Genomic DNA, 18,448 nt, shown 5'->3' with positions numbered 1-18,448 from the left:
CAGAAGTCGGTATCGTCAGTCCGCGGCTGCCTCGACCCGTCCCGATGCGATCGCTGCGAGCAACGCGTCGTGGTCGGCATTCGTCTGGTCCGCATAAGCAACGGCGAACTCGCCCATCGCCCGTTCGAAGGTATCGCCGGAACCGAGATAGGCGGCGATCGCGAAACGATCACCGGAACGGGCGTGCGCCCGAGCCAACGTATGCCCGCAGAGCTCGGAGTATTCGCGGAGTCCGGCGCGGTTCAAATCCTCGATGACCACGGACCCCTTCATATCCCGCAGTTGCCGCCAGTAATAGCTGCGCTGATCGGGCCCGCTCGCCCAGCCGAGGAAGATATCGCTCACCGCCTGCATCAGCCGCTGCCCGTTGACAACTCGATGCCCGTGATGCCGAAACCTGCTGCGCTTCAAATGCGGCGCGAGCACCGACTCTTGGGCCTCCTTCACCTGCAGAAACAGCGGACTGCCGGTGTTCTGCCCCGCGAGCAGCACAATGTAGCACCGCGTCCCGACACTGCCGACACCGACGACCTTGCGCGCGATATCGAGTACGCGATGCCGTTCCAGCAGTACCCGCCGGTCCTCGGCGAGCGTCTTGCGGTAGTCGGCGAAGATGTGGTCGATTACCGCCGCGTCCACCTCTTCGATCGGCACCAGTAACGGCGGCCGACTCCGAATACGCGGCGTTCCGTCCACCCCCGGTTCGGTGAGCTTACCGAGCGCCTGCAAACTGGTGCTCGCCCGAGCCTTGCTGATCACATTCTCAACATCCTTGCGCCGCTTCGGCTTTGGCACCAAGGCGGCTACCCGCTCGGCGTCGACCCGCTCGTACCACACGCTCATCTCATCGAGTCCGGCCAGTCGGATCATGGCTTCGCGGTACCTTCGCGCCGCCGCGAGCACCGCCGCCTGCGCATCGGCATCACGGAACCCATTCGCCCGCGCCGCCACCGCGACACTTGCGACCAGGCGCTTCACATCCCATTCGAACGGCCCCGGCAACGTCTCGTCGAAATCGTTCAGATCGAATACCAACGCGCGTTCGGGCGAAGCGAACAACCCGAAATTCGACATATGCGCATCCCCACACAACTGCACTTCCAACCCGGTATTGGGCCCGGCGGCCAAATCGGCCGCCATAATCGCGGGCGCACCACGCAAGAACGCGAACCGCCCCGCTGCCATCCGCCCGTATCGAATCGGTACCAACTCCGGCACCCGACTCGCCGCCTGCCGCTCGAGTACCGCAATCGGATCGCCGCGATCCTCTGGTGCCTCCCACACCCCCAATGCCGACCGGGATACCCGCCGTCGAACTGCCCGCCCAAGCTCGGCCGAAGTCCGCGTGGTCATCGCAAAGCTTGTCTCTGCCATCCGCCCAGTCTCACCCCCGACAAAGGCCACAGCAACCACCTGGCCATCCATCGGCGAGCCCGTTGCCCCGCAAGACCGACCGCTCCCGCCCAGCTGACGTGCGCACGTTTACCTGTGCTAATGGCCCTGTTCAAGGGGGGTCGGCGGTGGTGTAGTGGATGAAAGGGGGGACCCCCCGTACGAGGAGCAGGCAATGGCCAAGCCATTCAGAGGTCTCGTCAATCTCGACATTCGCGACTCGATCCCGGACTGGGGTCCATACGAGCAACCGAAGGCACCGCCGGGGTCGCCGAACGTGCTGTACATCGTGCTCGACGACGTAGGATTCGGGGCCGTGGGCTGCTACGGCGGCCCGATCGACACCCCGAACATCGACCGGATCGCGGCCAGCGGACTGCGCTACAGCCAGTGGCACACCACTGCGCTGTGTTCTCCGACCCGATCCTGCCTGCTGACCGGCCGCAACCACACCACCAACGGCATGGCGTGCATCAGTGAGGCGGCGGTCGGCTTCCCCGGCGCGAACGGGCACATCCCGGCGGAATGCGCCACTCTCGCCGAGGTTTTGGTCGAACAAGGCTTTTCCACCGCGATGGTCGGTAAATGGCATCTGTGTGCCGAGGACGAGATGAATTTGGCGTCCACCAAAAGGAATTGGCCGGTCGGCCGCGGATTCGAACGCTTCTACGGCTTCCTCGGCGCCGAGACGAACCAGTGGTATCCCGACCTGGTCCACGACAACCATCCCGTCGAGCAGCCAGCCACCCCGGAGCAGGGCTACCACTTCAGTGTCGACATCACCGACAGGGCCCTCGATTTCATCGGAGACGTCAAGGCGATCGCCCCCGACCGGCCGGTGTTCCTCTACTACGCGCCGGGCTGCGCCCACGCACCGCACCAGGTGCCACGCGAATGGGCCGACCGCTACCGCGGACGGTTCGACGCCGGCTACGAGGCGATGCGGGAGCAGACCCTGGCCCGGCAGAAGGAGATGGGTCTGGTCCCCGCGAACACCGAGTTGCCGCCGCTGAACCCGATCGGCACCCCCGATACCCGCACCGGCCCGGATGGGCAACCCTTCCCGGAATTGGACTACACCAAACCGTGGGGGTCCCTCTCCGACGACGAGAAGCGTCTGTTCGCCCGGATGGCCGAGGTGTATGCGGGATTCGTCTCGCACTGCGACGATCAGATCGGTCGGCTGCTGGACTATCTCGAGGACATCGAGCAGCTCGACAACACCATCATCGTGGTGGTCTCCGATAACGGCGCCAGCGGCGAAGGCGGTCCTTCCGGGTCGGTCAACGAGAACAAGTTCGCCAACGGTGTACCGGATGATCTGGCCGAAAATCTCGCCAAACTGGACGAGTTGGGTGGTACCAAGACCTACAACCACTACCCGAACGGGTGGGCGATGGCCTTCAACACCCCGTACAAGATGTGGAAGCGCTACTCGTTCAACGGCGGCACCTGCGACCCGTGCATCATCTCGTGGCCCGCGGGGATCGAAGCGCGGGGCGAGACCCGGGACCAGTACCACCACGCGGTCGACGTCGTCCCAACGTTGTTGGACTGCATCGGCATTGAGCTTCCGGACACGGTGAAGGGATACACGCAGCACCCCTTGCAGGGTGTGAGCATGCGCTACAGCTTCGACGCCGCCAACATCCCTACTGCCAAGCGGACCCAGTTCTATTCGATGCTCGGCACTCGGGGTATCTGGCACGACGGCTGGAAGGCCGTCACCACCCATCCCGCCATCAGCGGCTGGGGCCACTTTCCGGAGGACACCTGGGAGCTCTACCACTGCCAGGAGGACCGATCGGAGCTGCGCGATCTCGCTGCCGAAGAACCCGTGCGGCTCGCCGAGCTGGTCGGGTTGTGGTTCCACGAGGCCGGTGCGAACCAGGCGTTGCCGCTCGACGATCGCGCCGCCGTCGAGATCGTCACCACCCCGCGTCCGCAGCTCGCGCCGCCCCGCAACCGGTACGTCTACCGTCCTGGTGGAGCCGAGGTGCCCGAGTCCGTCGCGGTCAATATCCGCAACCGCTCGTACTCGATCGGCGCGCTTGTCGACCTGCCCGAACCGGGTGCGGCCGGGGTGCTGTTCTCCCATGGCGGCCGGTTCGGCGGCCACGCCCTCTACGTCAAGGACAACCGGCTGCACTATGTCTACAACTTCCTCGGCAGTGAGGAGCAGAAGATCAGCGCGTCCGAGGATTTACCGACCGGGGAGAACCTGATCCTGGCGGCCTCGTTCGAGAAGGACGGTGAGGATCCGCCCGGCACCGCGCACGGCGTCGTGAGCCTGTATTACGGTGACCGCAAAGTCGGTTCGGGACGGATCAGAACCCAGGCAGGCAAGTTCAGTCTCGCTGGCGAGGGTCTGCACGCGGGCCGCGACAGTGGGGAATCGGTCACCGACGACTACCCCGGATCCGCTCCGTGGGCGTTCACTGGTGGCACCTTGAACCGGGTGGCCGTGGATGTCAGCGGCGAACCCTACGTCGACCTCGAACGCGAAGCCGTTGCCATGCTCTCCCGCGAATGACCGCTGCCCGACCATGACAGGCACCGTCGACCCGATGTCATCCGCGCTGGCGGTGCCATCGAACCTGTTGTGCGGGTTGGTCTTTCAGAGGTGACAGCAGACGGCCCCGTCGCGACTTCTCGAGTTCGTCGCGCGGGGCCGTCCGGGGCTGGCGTCAGGGTCTCATCGGCGGTGGCATCTGATGATGCCTTGGCCTGCGGCGCTCGTCTCACGCCGCCGCTCTTGGCGGCGATGCCGTAGCCCCTCACGTACGCGGAGAAGGGCAGGTGATCTCCCAGGCCGCCTCGATCATCCGGAAGATCTCGTCCACCGCAGCTTCCGGATCGGACGCCGCACGGGCCAGCGAATGGGCGTCGATCACGAACCTCGCGATCGCACGACAAGCCGTTGTCGTCTGTGGCAGGTCGAGATCGGCGGCGATGGCCGTTGCCAGCGACTCAGCGTGGCGCAGCCTCATCGACTCCTCGTACTTGCGCAGAGCAGGTGATTCATCGATCAAGTTCCAGATTTGCGCGCCGCCCTCCGCCGCGCTGCAGTGGTGCACCTGGGCTTGGATTTCGCGGCGCAGCGCGGGGATGAGCGGCTGATGCGGCGCCCGGCCGGTGACCGCCTGTGTGAGGCGCTGCTCAAAGTTTTCGTCCTGCTCGAACACCAGGGCCTCTTTCGAGGCGAAGTGGGAGAAGACCGTGGTGACGGCCACATCGGCCTCGGCGGCCACATCGCGGATGCCCACCGCGTCATACCCGCGTTCCAGGAACAGTTGCAGGGCGGTGTCGGCGATCTTCTGGCGCGTCACGGCCTTCTTACGCGCACGGCGCCCGGACGGCACAGTCATCTCTTTATGCTACCAGATACAAAAAAGAACCAGTTTCAAAACAAAAACCGTTAGTGTTATGGTCGATTGCATGAAGAGAGTGACTTTCGCCGAATTCGGTGGTCCGGACGTGCTGGAACTCGTAGACGCCGAGGAACCCCACGCAGGCCCCGGCCAGGTGCGCATCGACGTGCGAGCGGCGGGCGTGAACCCTGTCGACTGGCGGGTTCGTGAAGGCCAGGTTCTGGGGGCTCATCCGATCGAGTTGCCCTCCGGTGTCGGGCTGGACGCCGCCGGGGTAGTGGACGAGGTCGGCGAGGGTGTCGACGGGGTCGAGGTCGGCGACCACGTGTTCGGCGAAGGCTCGAGCACCTATGCCGAGTTCGCCGTGCTGTCGGTCTGGGCCCGCATGCCCGAGGGGCTGACGTTCGAAGAGGCGGCAGGGTACCCCTCGGTGGTGGAGACCGCGCTGCGCATCATCGACCAGGTCGGTGTGGAGCCCGGGCAGACGCTGCTGGTCAGCGGTGCGTCCGGGGGTGTCGGATCGGCCGTGCTGCAGATCGCCCGCGACCGAGGCATCGCGGTGATCGGCACGGGCGGGGCCGCCAGCCAGGACTATCTGCGCAGCCTGGGGGCTGTCGCCACGACGTACGGCGAGGGCTGGGTCGAGCGCGTTCGGCAGGTCGGCCGTGTCGACGCGGCTCTCGATCTGGCCGGCTCGGGCGTGATCCGCGAGTTGGTCGAGCTGGCCGGGGGTTCGCAGAAGGTGGTCTCCATCGCCGATCTCGGTGCGCCGGAGTTCGGTGTCCGATTCTCCGGCGTGGCCGGGAGCATGCCGGACGCGCTCGCCGAGGCCGCCGATCTCATCTCGCGAGGAAAGCTCCACATCCCGGTCGAGAAGTCGTACACGCTCGCCGAAGCCGCGGCGGCGCACATCGACAGCCAAGCCGGTCACACCCGCGGACGCCGGGTCATGGTCATCTGAGCAGGTCCCCGGATACTCCTGCCGCGGAACACAACTGGCGAAGATCAACCACCAACTGGCCAGCGAACGAAGCCGAATCTCAGAATCGTGGCCAATCGGCCAAGTCGTGGCCGAACATTCTGAGATTTGGCCACGACTTCTGAGGCTCTTCAGAATGTTTTCTGGCTCAGGCGGGGCGGTTGAACTCTCCGTCCGTGATGCCAGCTGTGAAGGCATCCCATTCACTCGGCGTGAAGATGAGTGCCGGGCCGGTCGGGTTCTTCGAGTCCCGAATGCCGACTTCGCCGCCATCGAGCCATGCCACCTCGACGCAGGAGGTCTGGCCGCTACTGTGGCTGCTCTTGAACCAATTCACCTCGGATAGTTCGGTATTCACGTCGCATAACTCCTTGCTGCTCGCCTGAGCAGGTCTCGCGTTTGCGCCCGGGTCAGGCAGGGCGTTGGAGTTCTCCGGCCATAACGCCAGCTGTGAAGGCATCCCATTCACCCGGCTTGAAGATGAGTGCCGGGCCGGTCGGGTTCTTCGAGTCACGAACGCCGACTTCGCCGCCATCGAGCCACGCCACCTCGACGCAGTCGGTCTGGCCGCTACTGTGGCTGCTCTTGAACCAATTCACTCCGGACAGGTCAGTATTCACTGATGCGACTCCTCGCTGCTCGTCAACTCGTTGGAGCTCATTCTCACTATGACAGCAGGCAGCCCCGTCACGACTTGGCTTGCCGCGCGGGGCCGTCTGGGTGTTCGGTGCTTTTGCCTGGCTCAGGCGGGGCGGTTGAACTCTCCGTCAGTGACGCCAGCTGTGAAGGCATCCCATTCGCCGGGGGTGAAGATCAGTGCCGGGCCGGTCGGGTTCTTCGAGTCACGAACGCCGATCCCGCCACCATCGAGCCACGCCACCTCAACGCATTCGGTCTGGCCGCTGCTGTGGCTGCTCTTGAACCAGTTCACTCCGGATAGGTCGGTATTCACGCTGCGTAACTCCTTGCTGCTCGCCAGAGCGGGTCTCGCGTTTGTGCCTGGCTCAGGCGGAGCGGTTGAACTCTCCGTCAGTGACGCCAGCAGTGAAGGCATCCCATTCGCCTGGGGTAAACGTTAGCGCCGAGCCGGTTGGGTTCTTCGAGTCTCGAACGCCAACCTCGCCACTAGCGAGCCACGCCACCTCGACGCAGTCGGTCTGGCCCCCACTGTGGCTGCTCTTGAACCAATTCACCCTGGATAGGTCAGTGTTCACGCTGTGTAACTCCTTGCTGCCCGCCGGAGCAGGTCTCGCGTATGCGTCTCATCCAGTGCCATACTCCGTATGGCCGAAGCAATGTCATGGTAGCGCCGCACGTCATCGGCATGTTCCAAGTACAGGTCTGGCTTCCCGTTCCCTTCGAAATAGGCCAGCGGCGGCTCGACCGGCTGCCCTTTCGCATCGGTGCCGAATTCCAGGATCACGACCGGGCCATGCAACACACCCCAGGCGCATCCGCTCGCGAAAGGATGTATGCGGAGCGAGATGTTCGGCAGCTTGCTGATCTCGGCCAGATGTCGCAGTTGCACGGCCATGATGCGAGGACTGCCGACGACGCGGTGTAGGGCTGATTCGTGAAGCAACAGTTCGAGTTTCACTGGATCGGACTTGCGGGTGATGACGGCTTGCCGCTTCAGTCGCAGCTCGACCCGTCGTTCGATATCTTCCGGGTCGCTGTCACGGTAGAACGAGCCGATCAGCGCGCGCGCATAGTCTGCGGTCTGCAATAGACCGAGAACGATCTCGTGGTATGCGATCAGTTGGCGCGCAGCGGCTGCCAGCCCAACGTACATATTGAATGTGGAATCGCTGTAGAGCCCGTCGAACGCCGCATGCCAACTCTTGACCTGTGCCTGCTCAGCGAGTTTCAGCACGCGGCTGGTTTCGTCCACCGGCACCCCGAACGTCTCGCACAGAGCTCGGATCTCGCGAATCTTGACCTTCGCCACTTGCGCGGTTTCGATGCGGTGTAGCCCGCTCTTGCTCAGCTCGGCCAGCCTCGCGGCCTGGTCGATGGATAGTCCCTGCCCCTCGCGGGTTTCGCGGAGGAAGCGCCCGAGCTGTCGCCGGGGCAGGGTCGAAGCATCATCTTCGCTGGTCAAAGTTCTTGCACCCCCTGCAGATCTGGGACGATCGCGACTCGAATGTGGAACGCAATGTACGTCCGATTCGGGATACGTCCTGCGGGTTTGGGACGACTTCATTTGGGAGTCCCGGATGGCTCGTCTCAGCATATAGCTCGTGGTGTGCTTGGTTCCGACGTTCGGATGACACCGCAGGTTGGAGCCTCGAGAACACCCCCAAACTGCCGCAACCGCAACAACTTCAGCTGTCCGCATCGCGGCTCGAACCCGATCTGCGCGAGCGAACAGCCGGTCACCCGGACGCGCCCGACACCCACCACACCGACCAGGTTCCGGGGGAACCATGACACACACGCAAACCGCCTCGCCGACGAGCGACAAACCGAAAGCCATTGGCTTCGTACGCGATGACGTATCCGGTTCGGATGCGCCACGCCACGCCGAGGACGTGCGGCGCCATGCGCACACGCTCGGCTATCAGTACGTGTACACCGTGCGGCCACCAGACGATGCCGACGACCCGATCGGGTACGCACTCGGGATGGCGGCCGGCTCGACGTCGAGGTGATCGTCGTCTTCGGCCTCGAGCACGTCGATTGTCGGCCCGCCTTGATCTGCGACGCCGGTTTCGATCTGGAAACCGTGTGCCCGCAAGGCACTTGGGCGCGTTCGGCCTCGCCCACACCCGGCGTCGAACGGGGAGCCGCGTGATGAGCGAAGACATGATCCTCACCAAGCCGACCATCTGCGGCCGCGCCGAGGTGGAGTTGGCGCACCGGCAGATGCGGCGACACCGCGCGTGCCAGATCGAACGGTGCGCGTGGAAGTGGGCGGCCTTCTACACACTCGTGCGGCACGGCCGGATCGCGCCGCAGGAGTTGAGCCCGCGCGAGCGCGCCCACAAACGCGGTATCGACTTCCCAGTCGACACCACCGAGCGCTGTCTCTCCATCGGTACACCCGGACTCCAGACGTTCCAGCAGGTGCTCGACGGACTCGCGCAGCTAGTTCTACCGCGGACCTGTCCGGACAACGGCCACGGGCGGTGAACGACCGTGGACGCATGGCAGGTGGTGCACAGCGTTCTCACGGTCGTCGGGGGTGGCGCGTGCGCGATGGTCGGGGTGGCGTGCGTGTGGCCGGTCGACCAGCGCCGCCGCCACCGGCACGCCGCCCGTCGCTGCCGCCTGCGTCCGGTCGAATGGCCGAAGGCATGGACATGCGGCCCACCCGGCCAACCGTTCACTCTCGCCGACGCCCATCTCGCCATGCAACTGCATCGCGACCACGACTGCGACCGCAAGCACGCCGCATTCGACGCCCTGGTAGCGGCCGGACGAATCCACCCCGATTCCGCACGGCGACACCGACTGTGGGGGAAGCCCAGGTGAGCATTCGCCGTTGGAGTTGTTGTCGCGGACCGCGCATTCCTATGCGAGTCAGCTGGGTGCGGCGGCCGGTGTCATCGCGGCAGTACGCGGTGATGAGCAGACGCCGATCATCTGGCATTGTCCAGTGAGCCGGAGCCGGGCCTCATGGCCGCCACGGCCAGGGTGGCGAAGGCGAGGGTGGCGGCGACGGTGCGCACTGCGTGCGATATTTGCCAATGGTCGCGAACGGTTGCCCAGTCGGCGGGTGGTGTGGCGATGATCCAGTCGCGTTGGTCGGCGTTGATGGGGAGGTTGACGATGATCGTCAGCACAAGCACCCCCGCCAGCAGGGCGAACGCGGTGATCGGCAGCCAGCGGGCGTTTCCGTGCTCGCGCAAGCGCGTCGCGATGATCAGGCCGGTGGCGATGAGTGCCGGCAGCAGGGTGACGGAGGCGAGGACGTCGAGGCCTTCCAGTTCGATCTGGCGAACCTGGGTGTAGGCGGAGGCGGTGGCGTCTCGCATACACAGCTCGAGGACGAGTACGGCGATCAGGAATCCGGCGAAGATGCCGCTGAATATCAAGGCGGCGAAGTGGGCGATTCGGGGAACTGCGCGCATCGTTCGCTCAATTCCGGAAGTCGGCTGCGTGATCGGCGGCCCAGTCGGCGAAAGTTCTTGTGCGGCCGAGGATTTTCTCGAGTTGGGCGGTGACGGGAGCCGGTTGGCCGACGCCGTTCGCGTACCTGGAAAGCAAGGTGTCGACGAAGGCCTCGGGAAAGCCGCGCCCGACCATGCCCTGCCGCACCATCGCGGCGGGAACCTCCTCGTAGTGCAACTGCCTGCCCAAGACGTCGCCGATGATGCGGACCATATCCGTATGGGTAAGTGATTGGGGCCCGGTCAGTTCCAGCCGTTGGCCGAGTAGATCGTCGGTCAGGAAGGCATGCGCCGTGACCGCGGCGACATCGCGTTCGTGCAGCGGGCTCTCGGCGAAGTCCGCGTACGGTCCACGCACCACATCACCGGCTCGAATCTGGGCATTCCATCCGCTCTGCAGGACATTGACCGCAAAACTGCTGGCGCGCAAGCTGACCCACTCTGATCCGCTTGCGATGACAGCCTGCTCCGCCTCCTTGTTCCGGTCGCCACGGTAGCGGGACGGCTGCGCGCTGAGCGGGTCGTCGATATTGATGGCCGAGAGGGCGACGAGTCGCCGCACACCGTGTTCGTGGGCCAGTTTCGCGAAGTCGAATGCCGCATCGCCCACGGCGCGCGGGTGCAGGAACGCCGCCGAGGCGCCGTCCAGTGCATCGGCGAGTGTGTCCGGTCGGGCCGGATCGCCCGCCACCACCTCGACATCCGGGGGCAGCGCTGCACTTTCGGGCGATCGGGTGACGGCTCGAACCCGAACCCCCTGTGCGGCAAGCAGTTCGACGAGTGGACGGCCGATGGTTCCGGTGGCTCCGGTGACAAGGATCATGACGCCTCCATATTTTCGGGTTCATATTGTATGGATCTCATATTAGCTCGCTTAGAGCTTCGTGAAATATGATTTCCATAACATCCCGACTGCTGTCGGTTCGCGATGCCGCGCCAGGGCATGGCAATCCTTGTCGCCAGGCAGGTGGGTCCATATCGCGGACGTTTGCCCTGGCATCGCTCCCGGTGCGGGCCGCTCGCCAGCGGCCCGCAGTAGCGCTCATGCGGCCAGGTTGCGCAGGTCGGTCGGCAGTTCGACGATCCGGCCGACATAGTCGAGGCTGCGCAGTGGATCCAGGATCCGCGGGGAGATTTGCCGCCGCCGACCGATCAGGAGAAGGTCTTGTGTGGGACTCCCACCGTGAGGCCGCCGTCGATGACGAATTCGGCGCCGGTCGAATAGGAGGATTCGTCGCTGGCCAGGTAGGTCACCAGGGCCGAGACCTCGGACGGGTCGGCGGCGCGGCCGAGCGGGATCTGCAGGAAGTCCTCCGGGATGCCCGCTGTCATGGGGGTCCGGATCAGGCCGGGATGGATCGAGTTCACGCGAATTCCGTACTGCGCCAACTCGAGTGCGGTGGATTTGGTGAGGCCGCGGACGGCGAATTTGGTTGCGGTGTAGCCGTGCAGGCCCGGACTGCCGCGCATGCCCTCGACCGAGGAGATATTGATGACCGAACCGCCGCCCGCCTCGATCATCGCGGGTGTCGCGGCCTGCATGCCGAGGAAGGTGCCGGTGAGATTGATATCGACGATCTTCTGCCACTCCGACAATTCGAAGTCGACGAGCAGATTGCCGTTGACGATGCCCGCATTGTTCACCAGGACGTTCAGTGATCCGAACCGCTGCACCGCCTCGGCGACCGCGTCGCGCCACTGCTGCTTTTCGCGCACATCGAGGTGTACGTAGGCGGCGTTGTCGCCGATTTCCTTGGCGAGCGCGGCGCCATCGTCGTCGAGGATGTCGCCGAGTACCACCCGCGCGCCCTCGGCCACCAGCGCCCGCGCGTGTGCGGCGCCCATACCGCGCGCCCCGCCACTGATCAATGCCACTTTGTCGGTCAACCGCCCCATCGCGGCCTCCTCTCCATCCGTCGACTACTGAAACACGTTACAGAGGATTCGCCGATCTGTTGCCGTCTCGGTATCGGCCAGTGGAACGCGGCGCTGGTGTGCGACAGCGGCGCCACGATCGCCGACGGCTACGTCACACCCGCGCTGCTCCCGCCGCTGATGGCGGATCTGATCACCATCAGAGACGCGTCGGCGCGAATCAACAACGGCCTGAACGAGGTTCGCCTCCAGCGCTGGTGCCTGTCGGGTCCCGAATCCGTGGCCCGGCCAACGCTTGTGAGCGTCGACGAGGTCCCTGGCGGCCCGCAGATCGTCATCCGGGCGACCATCGGCCGCGTGGGTGGCGATTAAGTCCGCCTGCATCGCCGAATGCATGGTCCGGGCCCTGGCCTGAGTTCTGCCAGGTCCTGTGGCATCATCGATATAGAACGCGTTCTAGTATTGCCACCGGACCGCACCGAGGAGGCCGACGATGACGAATCCGAATCCAACAGCGGTGGCAATGCGGCGGTTCTCCCGGCGTTCCGGAATTCCTGATATCGCGGAGGTGCCCGGCGGACGACTCGTCGATCTGCCGGGCCGGGGCCGCACGTACGTCGTCGATATCCCAGGGCCCGAGGGCGCGCCGACCCTGATCCTGCTGCATGCCACCGCCTGCACGGGCTATCTCACCTGGTTCCCCGCGCTCGACGCGCTCGCCGAGCGCTATCGGGTGATCGTCTTCGACCAGCGCTGGCACGGCCGCGGTATCCGCTCGGCGCGGTTCTCGGTGCGCGACTGCGCCGACGACGTCGTTGCCGTTGCCGATGCGCTGGGCATCGAGCGGGCCGTGCTGGCCGGATATTCCCTCGGCGGAGTCGTCGCATTGCTTGCCGCACACCGGCATCCGGATCGGGTGAGCGGTCTGGTTTTGTGCGCGACGCCGTATCGATTCCAGGAAAAGCTGCGCGAGCGTATCTTTCACCAGACATTCGGAGTATTTGCCGAAGCCATCGGCCCCTATTCGTTCCGGCGCGCCGAGGAACTTGCCGGGCAGCTGCCCGACCTGCCGGAACACGTCTGGGCGCCGGGAAAGCTGAATCGCTGGGCGCTCAATGAATTTCGCAGCAGCAGCGGCTGGGCCATGGCGCAGGTCATCGCCGAGGTCGGCCGATTCGATGCGACCGCTTGGCTTTGTGCGCTGAGTATGCCGACCGCGGTCGTGATCACGACCCGGGACCGGGCGATTCCGGTCTATCGGCAGTTGGAGATGGCGACCATGATTCCCGGGGCGAGTATTCATCTGGTCAAGGCCGGTCACGCGTCCTGCGTGCTCGAGGCCGACCGCTTCGTGCCGGTACTGCTGGAGGCTTGCGCCGCTGTCGCCGCAAGGCTGACAAAAACTTCGAATGCGGCCCTGTTCGGCGGCGATGGCGAACAGGGTAGCGGTGTGGGTTAGCCCAGATCGCGTGCCGCGGACAGCAATTCATTGACGACGCCGGGGACTGCGTCGGCGAGCGACTGCAGATCGGGGACCAGTTCCTTGCAGGCGATGAAGCCGAAGTCCAGATCACCGTTATTGGACAGGACGGTGACCGTCAGTCCCGCGCCGTGGAAAACCGGCCCGAACGGATGCATGGCCTCGACCTGGTGACCGAGGAAGTACAGCGGCATCGGCGGGCCGGGAACATTGGACACCACCAGGTTGTGCACCACTGGATGGTGCTCGGCCAGTTTCAGCGACGAGTAGACCCGCGCCGCCAGCTGAAAGGTGTTCGGCGGTGCGTACTTCGACCAGTCCATCAGGAAGTCCGCGCCGACGAGGGCGTGTTCCTTCTTGGCGTCGCGGTTGGCCTCGGCCACCTGCCGCAGCCGCTGCACCGGATCGGCGATATCGGTGCCGAGGTGGGAGAACAGCGAGGAGACCTTATTGATGCCCGTGGTGTGCCGTGAGGTGTCGTGCACCGAAACCGGCACCGAGGCGATCAGGGATTTGTCGGGCAGTTCATCGTGCTTTTCCAGGTAGGCGCGCAGTACACCCGCGACGATGGTCAGCACCACGTCGTTGACCTTCACATCGAAGGCGGTCTTGATCTCCTTGATCGCGCCGAGATCGGTCTGGGTGAAGGCCACCGCGCGCTCCGGGCTGATCGCGCCATTGAACGGGGTGCGCGGTGCGGTCAACGGTAATGCCATGCCCGCCTGGTTGTTTCGGCGCCGCTGCGCGAAACCGGCAACCATGCCGAGGGTTTTCGGCACCATCCCGACCAGGCCGAGCCTGTTCGGGAGATTCATCACGGCCTCGGCCGCCAACTGCAAGTCGTTCGGCTGGGGTTCGGGCCGCCATTGCTCCGCCGGTTCGGGCTTGCTCAGGCCGGGTTCCAGATCGCACAGATGCATCATCATGTTGGTGCCGGTAATGCCGTCGACAGCGGCGTGGTGGTACTTGCAGATGACCGCGACCTGGCCGTCCTCGAGGTCCTCGACCACATTCATCTGCCACAGCGGGCGGCCGCGATCCATGGGCACACTCGCGATATCGCCGACCAGGTCCGCCAGTTCCTGGCGGGCGAGCGGGCGCGGCGTTTCGATGCGTCGAATGTGGTGGTCCAGGTCGAAGTCCGGGTCCTCCACCCAGATCGGATGATCGAGGTTGAACGGCACCTCGTGGATTCGCCGCCGCATCTGCGGGATCAGCGGCAGTCGGCGGCCGAGTTCTGCTTTGAATGTTTCGAAGGTGTAGTGCGCGCCCCCTGCGGTGGGATCCAGGATCAGCAGCGCACACACGTGCAGGTGCTGGGTCCCGGTCTCGAGATACAGGAAGCTGGCATCCAATCCGGTTAGTCGTTCCATAGCAAGAGCCTACTAGAACGTGTTCTAATGGGCCGGGCAAACGCAGGGATATCGGTCACAGTGGAGCCCTCTATTGTCAGGTGGGGTTGCGGCGTAGGGCTCGTCCGAGGTGTCGCCGCCGTGATCGATACAGATGTGGGGGATGTGTGCGCCGACACACTTGGGGGCTGTGCGCCGTGTGATGCGACGCTGGGCTGCGATACGAGCATCGTGCGCGGCGCGGACGAATATGTCTGCGCCCAGTTCGCCGCAGGTGGTCTATCGGCGCTCGGTCCGGTTCGATGGCTGCTCGATTTGCTGACGTCAGCGACCGTACCGGTCCATCGCAGCACAACACCGCGTCGGCCAACTCGAACAGCGCATCGGCCCGTCCGGTCGAGCACCGGTAGAAGCCCTGACGGAACACGGACGGGTCCCTGGGTTCGGCACTGCCACAACCGATTCGGCCGTGCCCCATTTCCGTCGCAGCGAGCAGGCCGGGACGGGCGCCACCCGGAAGGCGTGACGGATTCTCACCGATCTGGCGAGGATGGCCCGGGTGCCGATTGTCGGCAGATTTAGCAGCCGGCCCCGGCATTCGTCTGCCGTTCGCTCGGCGAAATCCGTTGTCCGAGAGTAAAGTACCGCCTATCGCGCGGGGGAGATTTTGTGGATTCCGGTCGAGTTTCGATGTATCGCGATCAGGCAGGTGCGATGGTCGTTCGCTACACGGCCGGGGCGCAGGCGGCGGTGCGGATTACCCGCGACGAACTGGCGCTGAAATGGCGGAGACCCGAGGTGTGGCTGATCGCCGCGGGCGTCAGCGCTGTCATCATGGCCTACCGCTTCGTCCGGTATCTGATTTCGCAGGCAGGTTCGCCCGGTCGCTATTACACCTGGACCAGCGGTTTCGCCGTGGTAGTGACAGCCATAGCGATCTATGCGGGGGTGCTCGTGATCCTGGTGGTGTTGTCGCTGTTGGAAGTTCGGCGCGGCTCGCCCCGGGTGCGGCGCTATGCGAATCCTGGTGCGGTACTGCAGATCCGGTACCTGAGCGACGGTCTGGAGTTGACGACCGCAGTCGAGTCTGTGACCTACCCCTACAGTCAGATCAAACGGATTCGGATCCAGGAGCACACCGTGGCGTTGTCCGGTGAGATCGGCCTGCGTGTGCTTCCGTGCGAACTCTTTCCCGCAGACGCGCTCTCGTTTCTCGAGCGTTCGGCGGCGGTCAGGCCCCGCTAGCTTGATTTGTAGCCTTTGCGGCGCGGCCGTGGTCCGGTGGGTTTCGACGCTGCCTGGTTGCTGTCGGTCTTGATGTGCACGTCGTAGCGTGGCGCGGGCCGCTGGTTGCGGTGTCCGGTCGGTCGCCCGGGTCCTGGCCGGGTGGGTTTCGATGCATTGGCCGGGCATGGGGTTGGACGGTGCTGCTCGAGGCTTTGTGGGCGATCGTGGACGAGGCTGGGCGCATTGCCTGGCACGTGAGCGCGGACTCGACCATGGACCGCGCCGATATGCATGCGGCGGGAGCTGGCGGAGACGGGCTACCCCGACGCGATCACGCTACGCAGTAATTGAGCCAACTCGGCAGCCGATGAAACCGGCACGGCACTTTCGACACACGCCTTAGGGCGACCGTCCGGCTTGAACGGTGTTCAAGTTGGTTGTTATGGTGCGGCTATGGAGATCGAAACCGGTCCGACGCACATGTGTGTTACTAGAGGTTTCATATATGTGTATGATCATTGCTACGGCCATGCAGGAAGGTATGCAACGTCGCGGTCGTGGCTCGTTACGGGTTGTGGCGCGGCCGGTGAGATCGAGGAGTATCGATGAAGCTACTTCGTAGGGCACAGCAGCGGGCGGACGTCGATCCCGGCGAGGTCGCCCTCAACGCGCGCAATGTGCGATTCGACTGGGCGGATACCCCGCTGCACTGGATGCCCGCGGAACCCATTGCCTCGCATCTGATCAACGCGCTGAACCTGTTGTTGCCCGAGGGTGAGCGCATGTTCTGCGCCGCATATGCCGAGGCGCTGCCGTATGTGAAGGACGAGAAGCTGCGCGAGGCCATGCTCGGCTTCATCGGCCAGGAGTCCATGCACGCCGAGACGCACGACAAGGTGCTGTACGAGGTGCTCGCCGCCAACGGTATCGATCCGGAGCCCTATGTGCGGCAGGCGGAATACCTGTTCCGCAAGTCGCTGGGGCCCAAGGACGTCGACGGGGTGGCACAGCGGCAGGTGATGGTGGAGCGCCTTGCGTTCATCGCCTGCCTGGAACACTTCTTCGCCTACCTCGGAGACTGGGTGCTCAATGCCGATCTGGAGAAGTTCGGCGCCGACCCGCGGGTGGCGGATCTGTTCCGCTGGCACGGTGCCGAGGAGGTCGAGCACCGGCACGTCGCGCACGATGTGGCCGTGTACTTCGGCGCGGGCTACGTGCGCCGTGCGGCGATCATGATGATCGTCTTCCCGATCTTCATCACGCTGGTGGTGCGTGGCACCAAATTCATGGTGCACCAGGATCCTGCGCTGCCCGATCTCGGCTATCCGCGATTGATCACGCGGGTCTTCGGATCGATGTGGCGCGGTGCGCTGCCCGGCGTGCCATCGCTGCTGTGGAGCGCAATGACGACATTCAAGCCCGGCTACAACCCCGAATCGGTCGGGTCGACGGCACAGGCGGTGGCTTATCTCGCCAAATCTCCTGCGGCGCAGGCGGTTGCGTCTTGAGCTGGCGGCCGATGCCGCAGCAGCCGCCCGGGGACCTGTTCGGTAAGCGTGATCAGGATCGGGCGGTCCGGGTGCTCGACGCGGTCGCCTCGGCGCGGCTGCGCTGGACCACCATCGTCAACCGCCGTGATCTGTCGCCACGGGCCGATGATCACCGGCTTTCGCTGGTGGTGACCGGACGACGTATCGAGGCGCACGATCAGGATGTGGTCAGCCTGCGGCTGGAATCGCCCGACGCGCAGGAACTTCCGCCGTGGCGGCCGGGTGCGCATCTCGATCTGGAGCTGCCCTCGGGTCGGTTGCGGCAGTACTCGCTGTGCGGCGATCCGGCCGACACCCGTGCCTACCGTGTTGCGGTGCGCCGCATTCCGAACGGTGGCGGCGGTTCGGTGGAGGTGCACGACGCGCTGCCGGTCGGCTCGCGGATCGTGGTGCGCGGTCCACGCAATGCCTTCCCGTTCGCCGTGCCTGGCCACGGATCACCTTCCGGCCGTTTACATTTCATCGCGGGCGGGATCGGGATCACACCGATTCTGCCGATGGCGCGGCTGGCGATGCGGCTCGGTATCGAGTGGTCGATGGTGTACACCGGGCGCAGCCGCGACGCGATTCCGTTTCTCGACGAGATCGCGGGATTCGGCGATCGGGTCTCGGTGCGCACCGACGACGAATACGGAGTGCCCGATGCGGCGGCGTTGCTCGTCGGTGTCACCAGCGATACCGCGGTGTACTGCTGCGGACCGGTGCCGATGACCACCGCCGTCGCCGCCGCGGTGCGCGAAATACCCGGTGTGGAGCTGCATTCCGAGCGGTTCTCGCCGCCGCCGATCGTGAACGGTATCGCCTTCGAGATCGAATTCGCCTCCACCGGTGCGGTTGTCGAGGTGCCCACGGACAAGTCCGCGCTGGAGACCATTCTGGAGAGCCGCCCGGATCGGCCGTACTCGTGCCGCCAGGGCTTCTGCCGTACCTGCAAGGTGCGAGTGCTGTCCGGTGAACCCGAGCATCGCGAGACCGTGCTCACCGCGGCCGAGCACGAGGCGGGGGAGATGCTGGTCTGCGTATCACGGGCGCGGGGTGGGCGATTGGTGCTCGACCTGTGAGTTGCCGGAGCAAGCGAACCACGGGCACCGCGCCGGTGCCGGGAAACCT

General features: G+C 65.0%; 21 protein-coding genes. 10 read left to right on the top strand and 11 right to left on the bottom strand.

Features of this window, described 5'->3' with window-relative positions; all coding sequences use genetic code 11:
- Positions 1 to 15 precede the first annotated feature (15 nt).
- Complete coding sequence (locus tag ACQP1G_RS34440) at positions 16 to 1,353, bottom strand: DUF2252 domain-containing protein (protein ID WP_433193857.1); 1,338 nt, start codon at positions 1,351 to 1,353, stop codon at positions 16 to 18.
- A 214-nt stretch (positions 1,354 to 1,567) separates the two neighbouring features.
- Between ACQP1G_RS34440 and ACQP1G_RS34435 the strand changes: the two genes are divergently transcribed.
- Positions 1,568 to 3,925: an arylsulfatase gene (locus tag ACQP1G_RS34435; RefSeq protein WP_433193856.1), complete on the top strand. Its 2,358-nt coding sequence runs from the start codon at positions 1,568 to 1,570 to the stop codon at positions 3,923 to 3,925.
- Between the two features lie 244 nt (positions 3,926 to 4,169).
- Here the strand turns inward: ACQP1G_RS34435 and ACQP1G_RS34430 are convergent, their stop codons facing one another.
- Entirely contained in the window at positions 4,170 to 4,760 is a 591-nt protein-coding gene (locus ACQP1G_RS34430) for a TetR/AcrR family transcriptional regulator (RefSeq protein ID WP_433193855.1), read from the bottom strand.
- A 70-nt stretch (positions 4,761 to 4,830) separates the two neighbouring features.
- Here ACQP1G_RS34430 and ACQP1G_RS34425 point away from each other — a divergent pair, with 70 nt between their 5' ends.
- Complete coding sequence (locus tag ACQP1G_RS34425) at positions 4,831 to 5,724, top strand: NADP-dependent oxidoreductase (protein WP_433193854.1); 894 nt, start codon at positions 4,831 to 4,833, stop codon at positions 5,722 to 5,724.
- Positions 5,725 to 5,890: 166 nt separating this feature from the next.
- On the opposite strand, the gene ACQP1G_RS34420 is transcribed toward ACQP1G_RS34425, so the two are convergent.
- From ACQP1G_RS34420 to ACQP1G_RS34400, 5 genes are all read right to left on the bottom strand, one after another.
- Positions 5,891 to 6,100, bottom strand: a complete 210-nt coding sequence (locus ACQP1G_RS34420; protein ID WP_433193853.1) for a DUF397 domain-containing protein — start codon at positions 6,098 to 6,100, stop codon at positions 5,891 to 5,893.
- Positions 6,101 to 6,152: 52 nt separating this feature from the next.
- Positions 6,153 to 6,362 (bottom strand): DUF397 domain-containing protein, encoded by a 210-nt coding sequence (locus ACQP1G_RS34415; RefSeq protein WP_433193852.1) that lies wholly within the window; start codon positions 6,360 to 6,362, stop codon positions 6,153 to 6,155.
- Positions 6,363 to 6,484: 122 nt separating this feature from the next.
- Entirely contained in the window at positions 6,485 to 6,694 is a 210-nt protein-coding gene (locus ACQP1G_RS34410; RefSeq protein ID WP_433193851.1) for a DUF397 domain-containing protein, read from the bottom strand.
- A 52-nt stretch (positions 6,695 to 6,746) separates the two neighbouring features.
- Positions 6,747 to 6,935, bottom strand: coding sequence for a DUF397 domain-containing protein (locus ACQP1G_RS34405; RefSeq protein ID WP_433209078.1), 189 nt, complete (start codon positions 6,933 to 6,935; stop codon positions 6,747 to 6,749).
- A gap of 17 nt (positions 6,936 to 6,952) precedes the next feature.
- A complete protein-coding gene (locus tag ACQP1G_RS34400; protein ID WP_433193850.1) occupies positions 6,953 to 7,843 on the bottom strand; it encodes a helix-turn-helix domain-containing protein in 891 nt (296 codons plus the stop codon).
- 325 nt (positions 7,844 to 8,168) lie between these two features.
- Between ACQP1G_RS34400 and ACQP1G_RS34395 the strand changes: the two genes are divergently transcribed.
- From ACQP1G_RS34395 to ACQP1G_RS34385, 3 genes are all read left to right on the top strand, one after another.
- Positions 8,169 to 8,393 carry a hypothetical protein gene (locus ACQP1G_RS34395; protein WP_433193849.1) on the top strand — a complete coding sequence of 75 codons (225 nt, stop codon included), beginning with the start codon at positions 8,169 to 8,171 and terminating at the stop codon, positions 8,391 to 8,393.
- Positions 8,394 to 8,535: 142 nt separating this feature from the next.
- Entirely contained in the window at positions 8,536 to 8,874 is a 339-nt protein-coding gene (locus tag ACQP1G_RS34390) for a hypothetical protein (protein ID WP_433193848.1), read from the top strand.
- 6 nt (positions 8,875 to 8,880) lie between these two features.
- Positions 8,881 to 9,216, top strand: a complete 336-nt coding sequence (locus ACQP1G_RS34385) for a hypothetical protein (RefSeq protein ID WP_433193847.1) — start codon at positions 8,881 to 8,883, stop codon at positions 9,214 to 9,216.
- Positions 9,217 to 9,323: 107 nt separating this feature from the next.
- Here the strand turns inward: ACQP1G_RS34385 and ACQP1G_RS34380 are convergent, their stop codons facing one another.
- From ACQP1G_RS34380 to ACQP1G_RS34370, 3 genes are all read right to left on the bottom strand, one after another.
- Complete coding sequence (locus ACQP1G_RS34380; RefSeq protein WP_433193846.1) at positions 9,324 to 9,815, bottom strand: anthrone oxygenase family protein; 492 nt, start codon at positions 9,813 to 9,815, stop codon at positions 9,324 to 9,326.
- Positions 9,816 to 9,822: 7 nt separating this feature from the next.
- Positions 9,823 to 10,677, bottom strand: coding sequence for an SDR family oxidoreductase (locus tag ACQP1G_RS34375; protein ID WP_433193845.1), 855 nt, complete (start codon positions 10,675 to 10,677; stop codon positions 9,823 to 9,825).
- Positions 10,678 to 11,006: 329 nt separating this feature from the next.
- Complete coding sequence (locus ACQP1G_RS34370; RefSeq protein ID WP_433193844.1) at positions 11,007 to 11,750, bottom strand: glucose 1-dehydrogenase; 744 nt, start codon at positions 11,748 to 11,750, stop codon at positions 11,007 to 11,009.
- A 96-nt stretch (positions 11,751 to 11,846) separates the two neighbouring features.
- On the opposite strand from ACQP1G_RS34370, the gene ACQP1G_RS34365 reads away from it, so the two are divergent.
- The gene (locus tag ACQP1G_RS34365; protein WP_433193843.1) at positions 11,847 to 12,101 is read left to right on the top strand and encodes a hypothetical protein; all 255 of its coding nucleotides are present in this window, start codon (positions 11,847 to 11,849) and stop codon (positions 12,099 to 12,101) included.
- Positions 12,102 to 12,222: 121 nt separating this feature from the next.
- Entirely contained in the window at positions 12,223 to 13,188 is a 966-nt protein-coding gene (locus tag ACQP1G_RS34360; RefSeq protein ID WP_433193842.1) for an alpha/beta fold hydrolase, read from the top strand.
- Here ACQP1G_RS34360 and ACQP1G_RS34355 read toward each other — a convergent pair.
- Positions 13,185 to 14,582 carry a WS/DGAT/MGAT family O-acyltransferase gene (locus tag ACQP1G_RS34355; RefSeq protein ID WP_433193841.1) on the bottom strand — a complete coding sequence of 466 codons (1,398 nt, stop codon included), beginning with the start codon at positions 14,580 to 14,582 and terminating at the stop codon, positions 13,185 to 13,187. The genes ACQP1G_RS34360 and ACQP1G_RS34355 overlap by 4 nt on opposite strands.
- Positions 14,583 to 15,275: 693 nt before the next feature.
- Here ACQP1G_RS34355 and ACQP1G_RS34350 point away from each other — a divergent pair.
- From ACQP1G_RS34350 to ACQP1G_RS34340, 3 genes are all read left to right on the top strand, one after another.
- Positions 15,276 to 15,806, top strand: coding sequence for a hypothetical protein (locus tag ACQP1G_RS34350; RefSeq protein WP_433193840.1), 531 nt, complete (start codon positions 15,276 to 15,278; stop codon positions 15,804 to 15,806).
- Positions 15,807 to 16,393: 587 nt separating this feature from the next.
- Positions 16,394 to 17,296, top strand: a complete 903-nt coding sequence (locus tag ACQP1G_RS34345) for a metal-dependent hydrolase (RefSeq protein WP_433193839.1) — start codon at positions 16,394 to 16,396, stop codon at positions 17,294 to 17,296.
- Between the two features lie 11 nt (positions 17,297 to 17,307).
- Positions 17,308 to 18,399: a PDR/VanB family oxidoreductase gene (locus tag ACQP1G_RS34340; RefSeq protein WP_433193838.1), complete on the top strand. Its 1,092-nt coding sequence runs from the start codon at positions 17,308 to 17,310 to the stop codon at positions 18,397 to 18,399.
- Positions 18,400 to 18,448: the final 49 nt, after the last annotated feature.

The sequence above is a fragment of the Nocardia sp. CA-107356 genome, assembly GCF_050946365.1.
Taxonomy (GTDB): domain Bacteria; phylum Actinomycetota; class Actinomycetes; order Mycobacteriales; family Mycobacteriaceae; genus Nocardia.
This window is presented reverse-complemented; position numbering and strand designations above follow the sequence as displayed.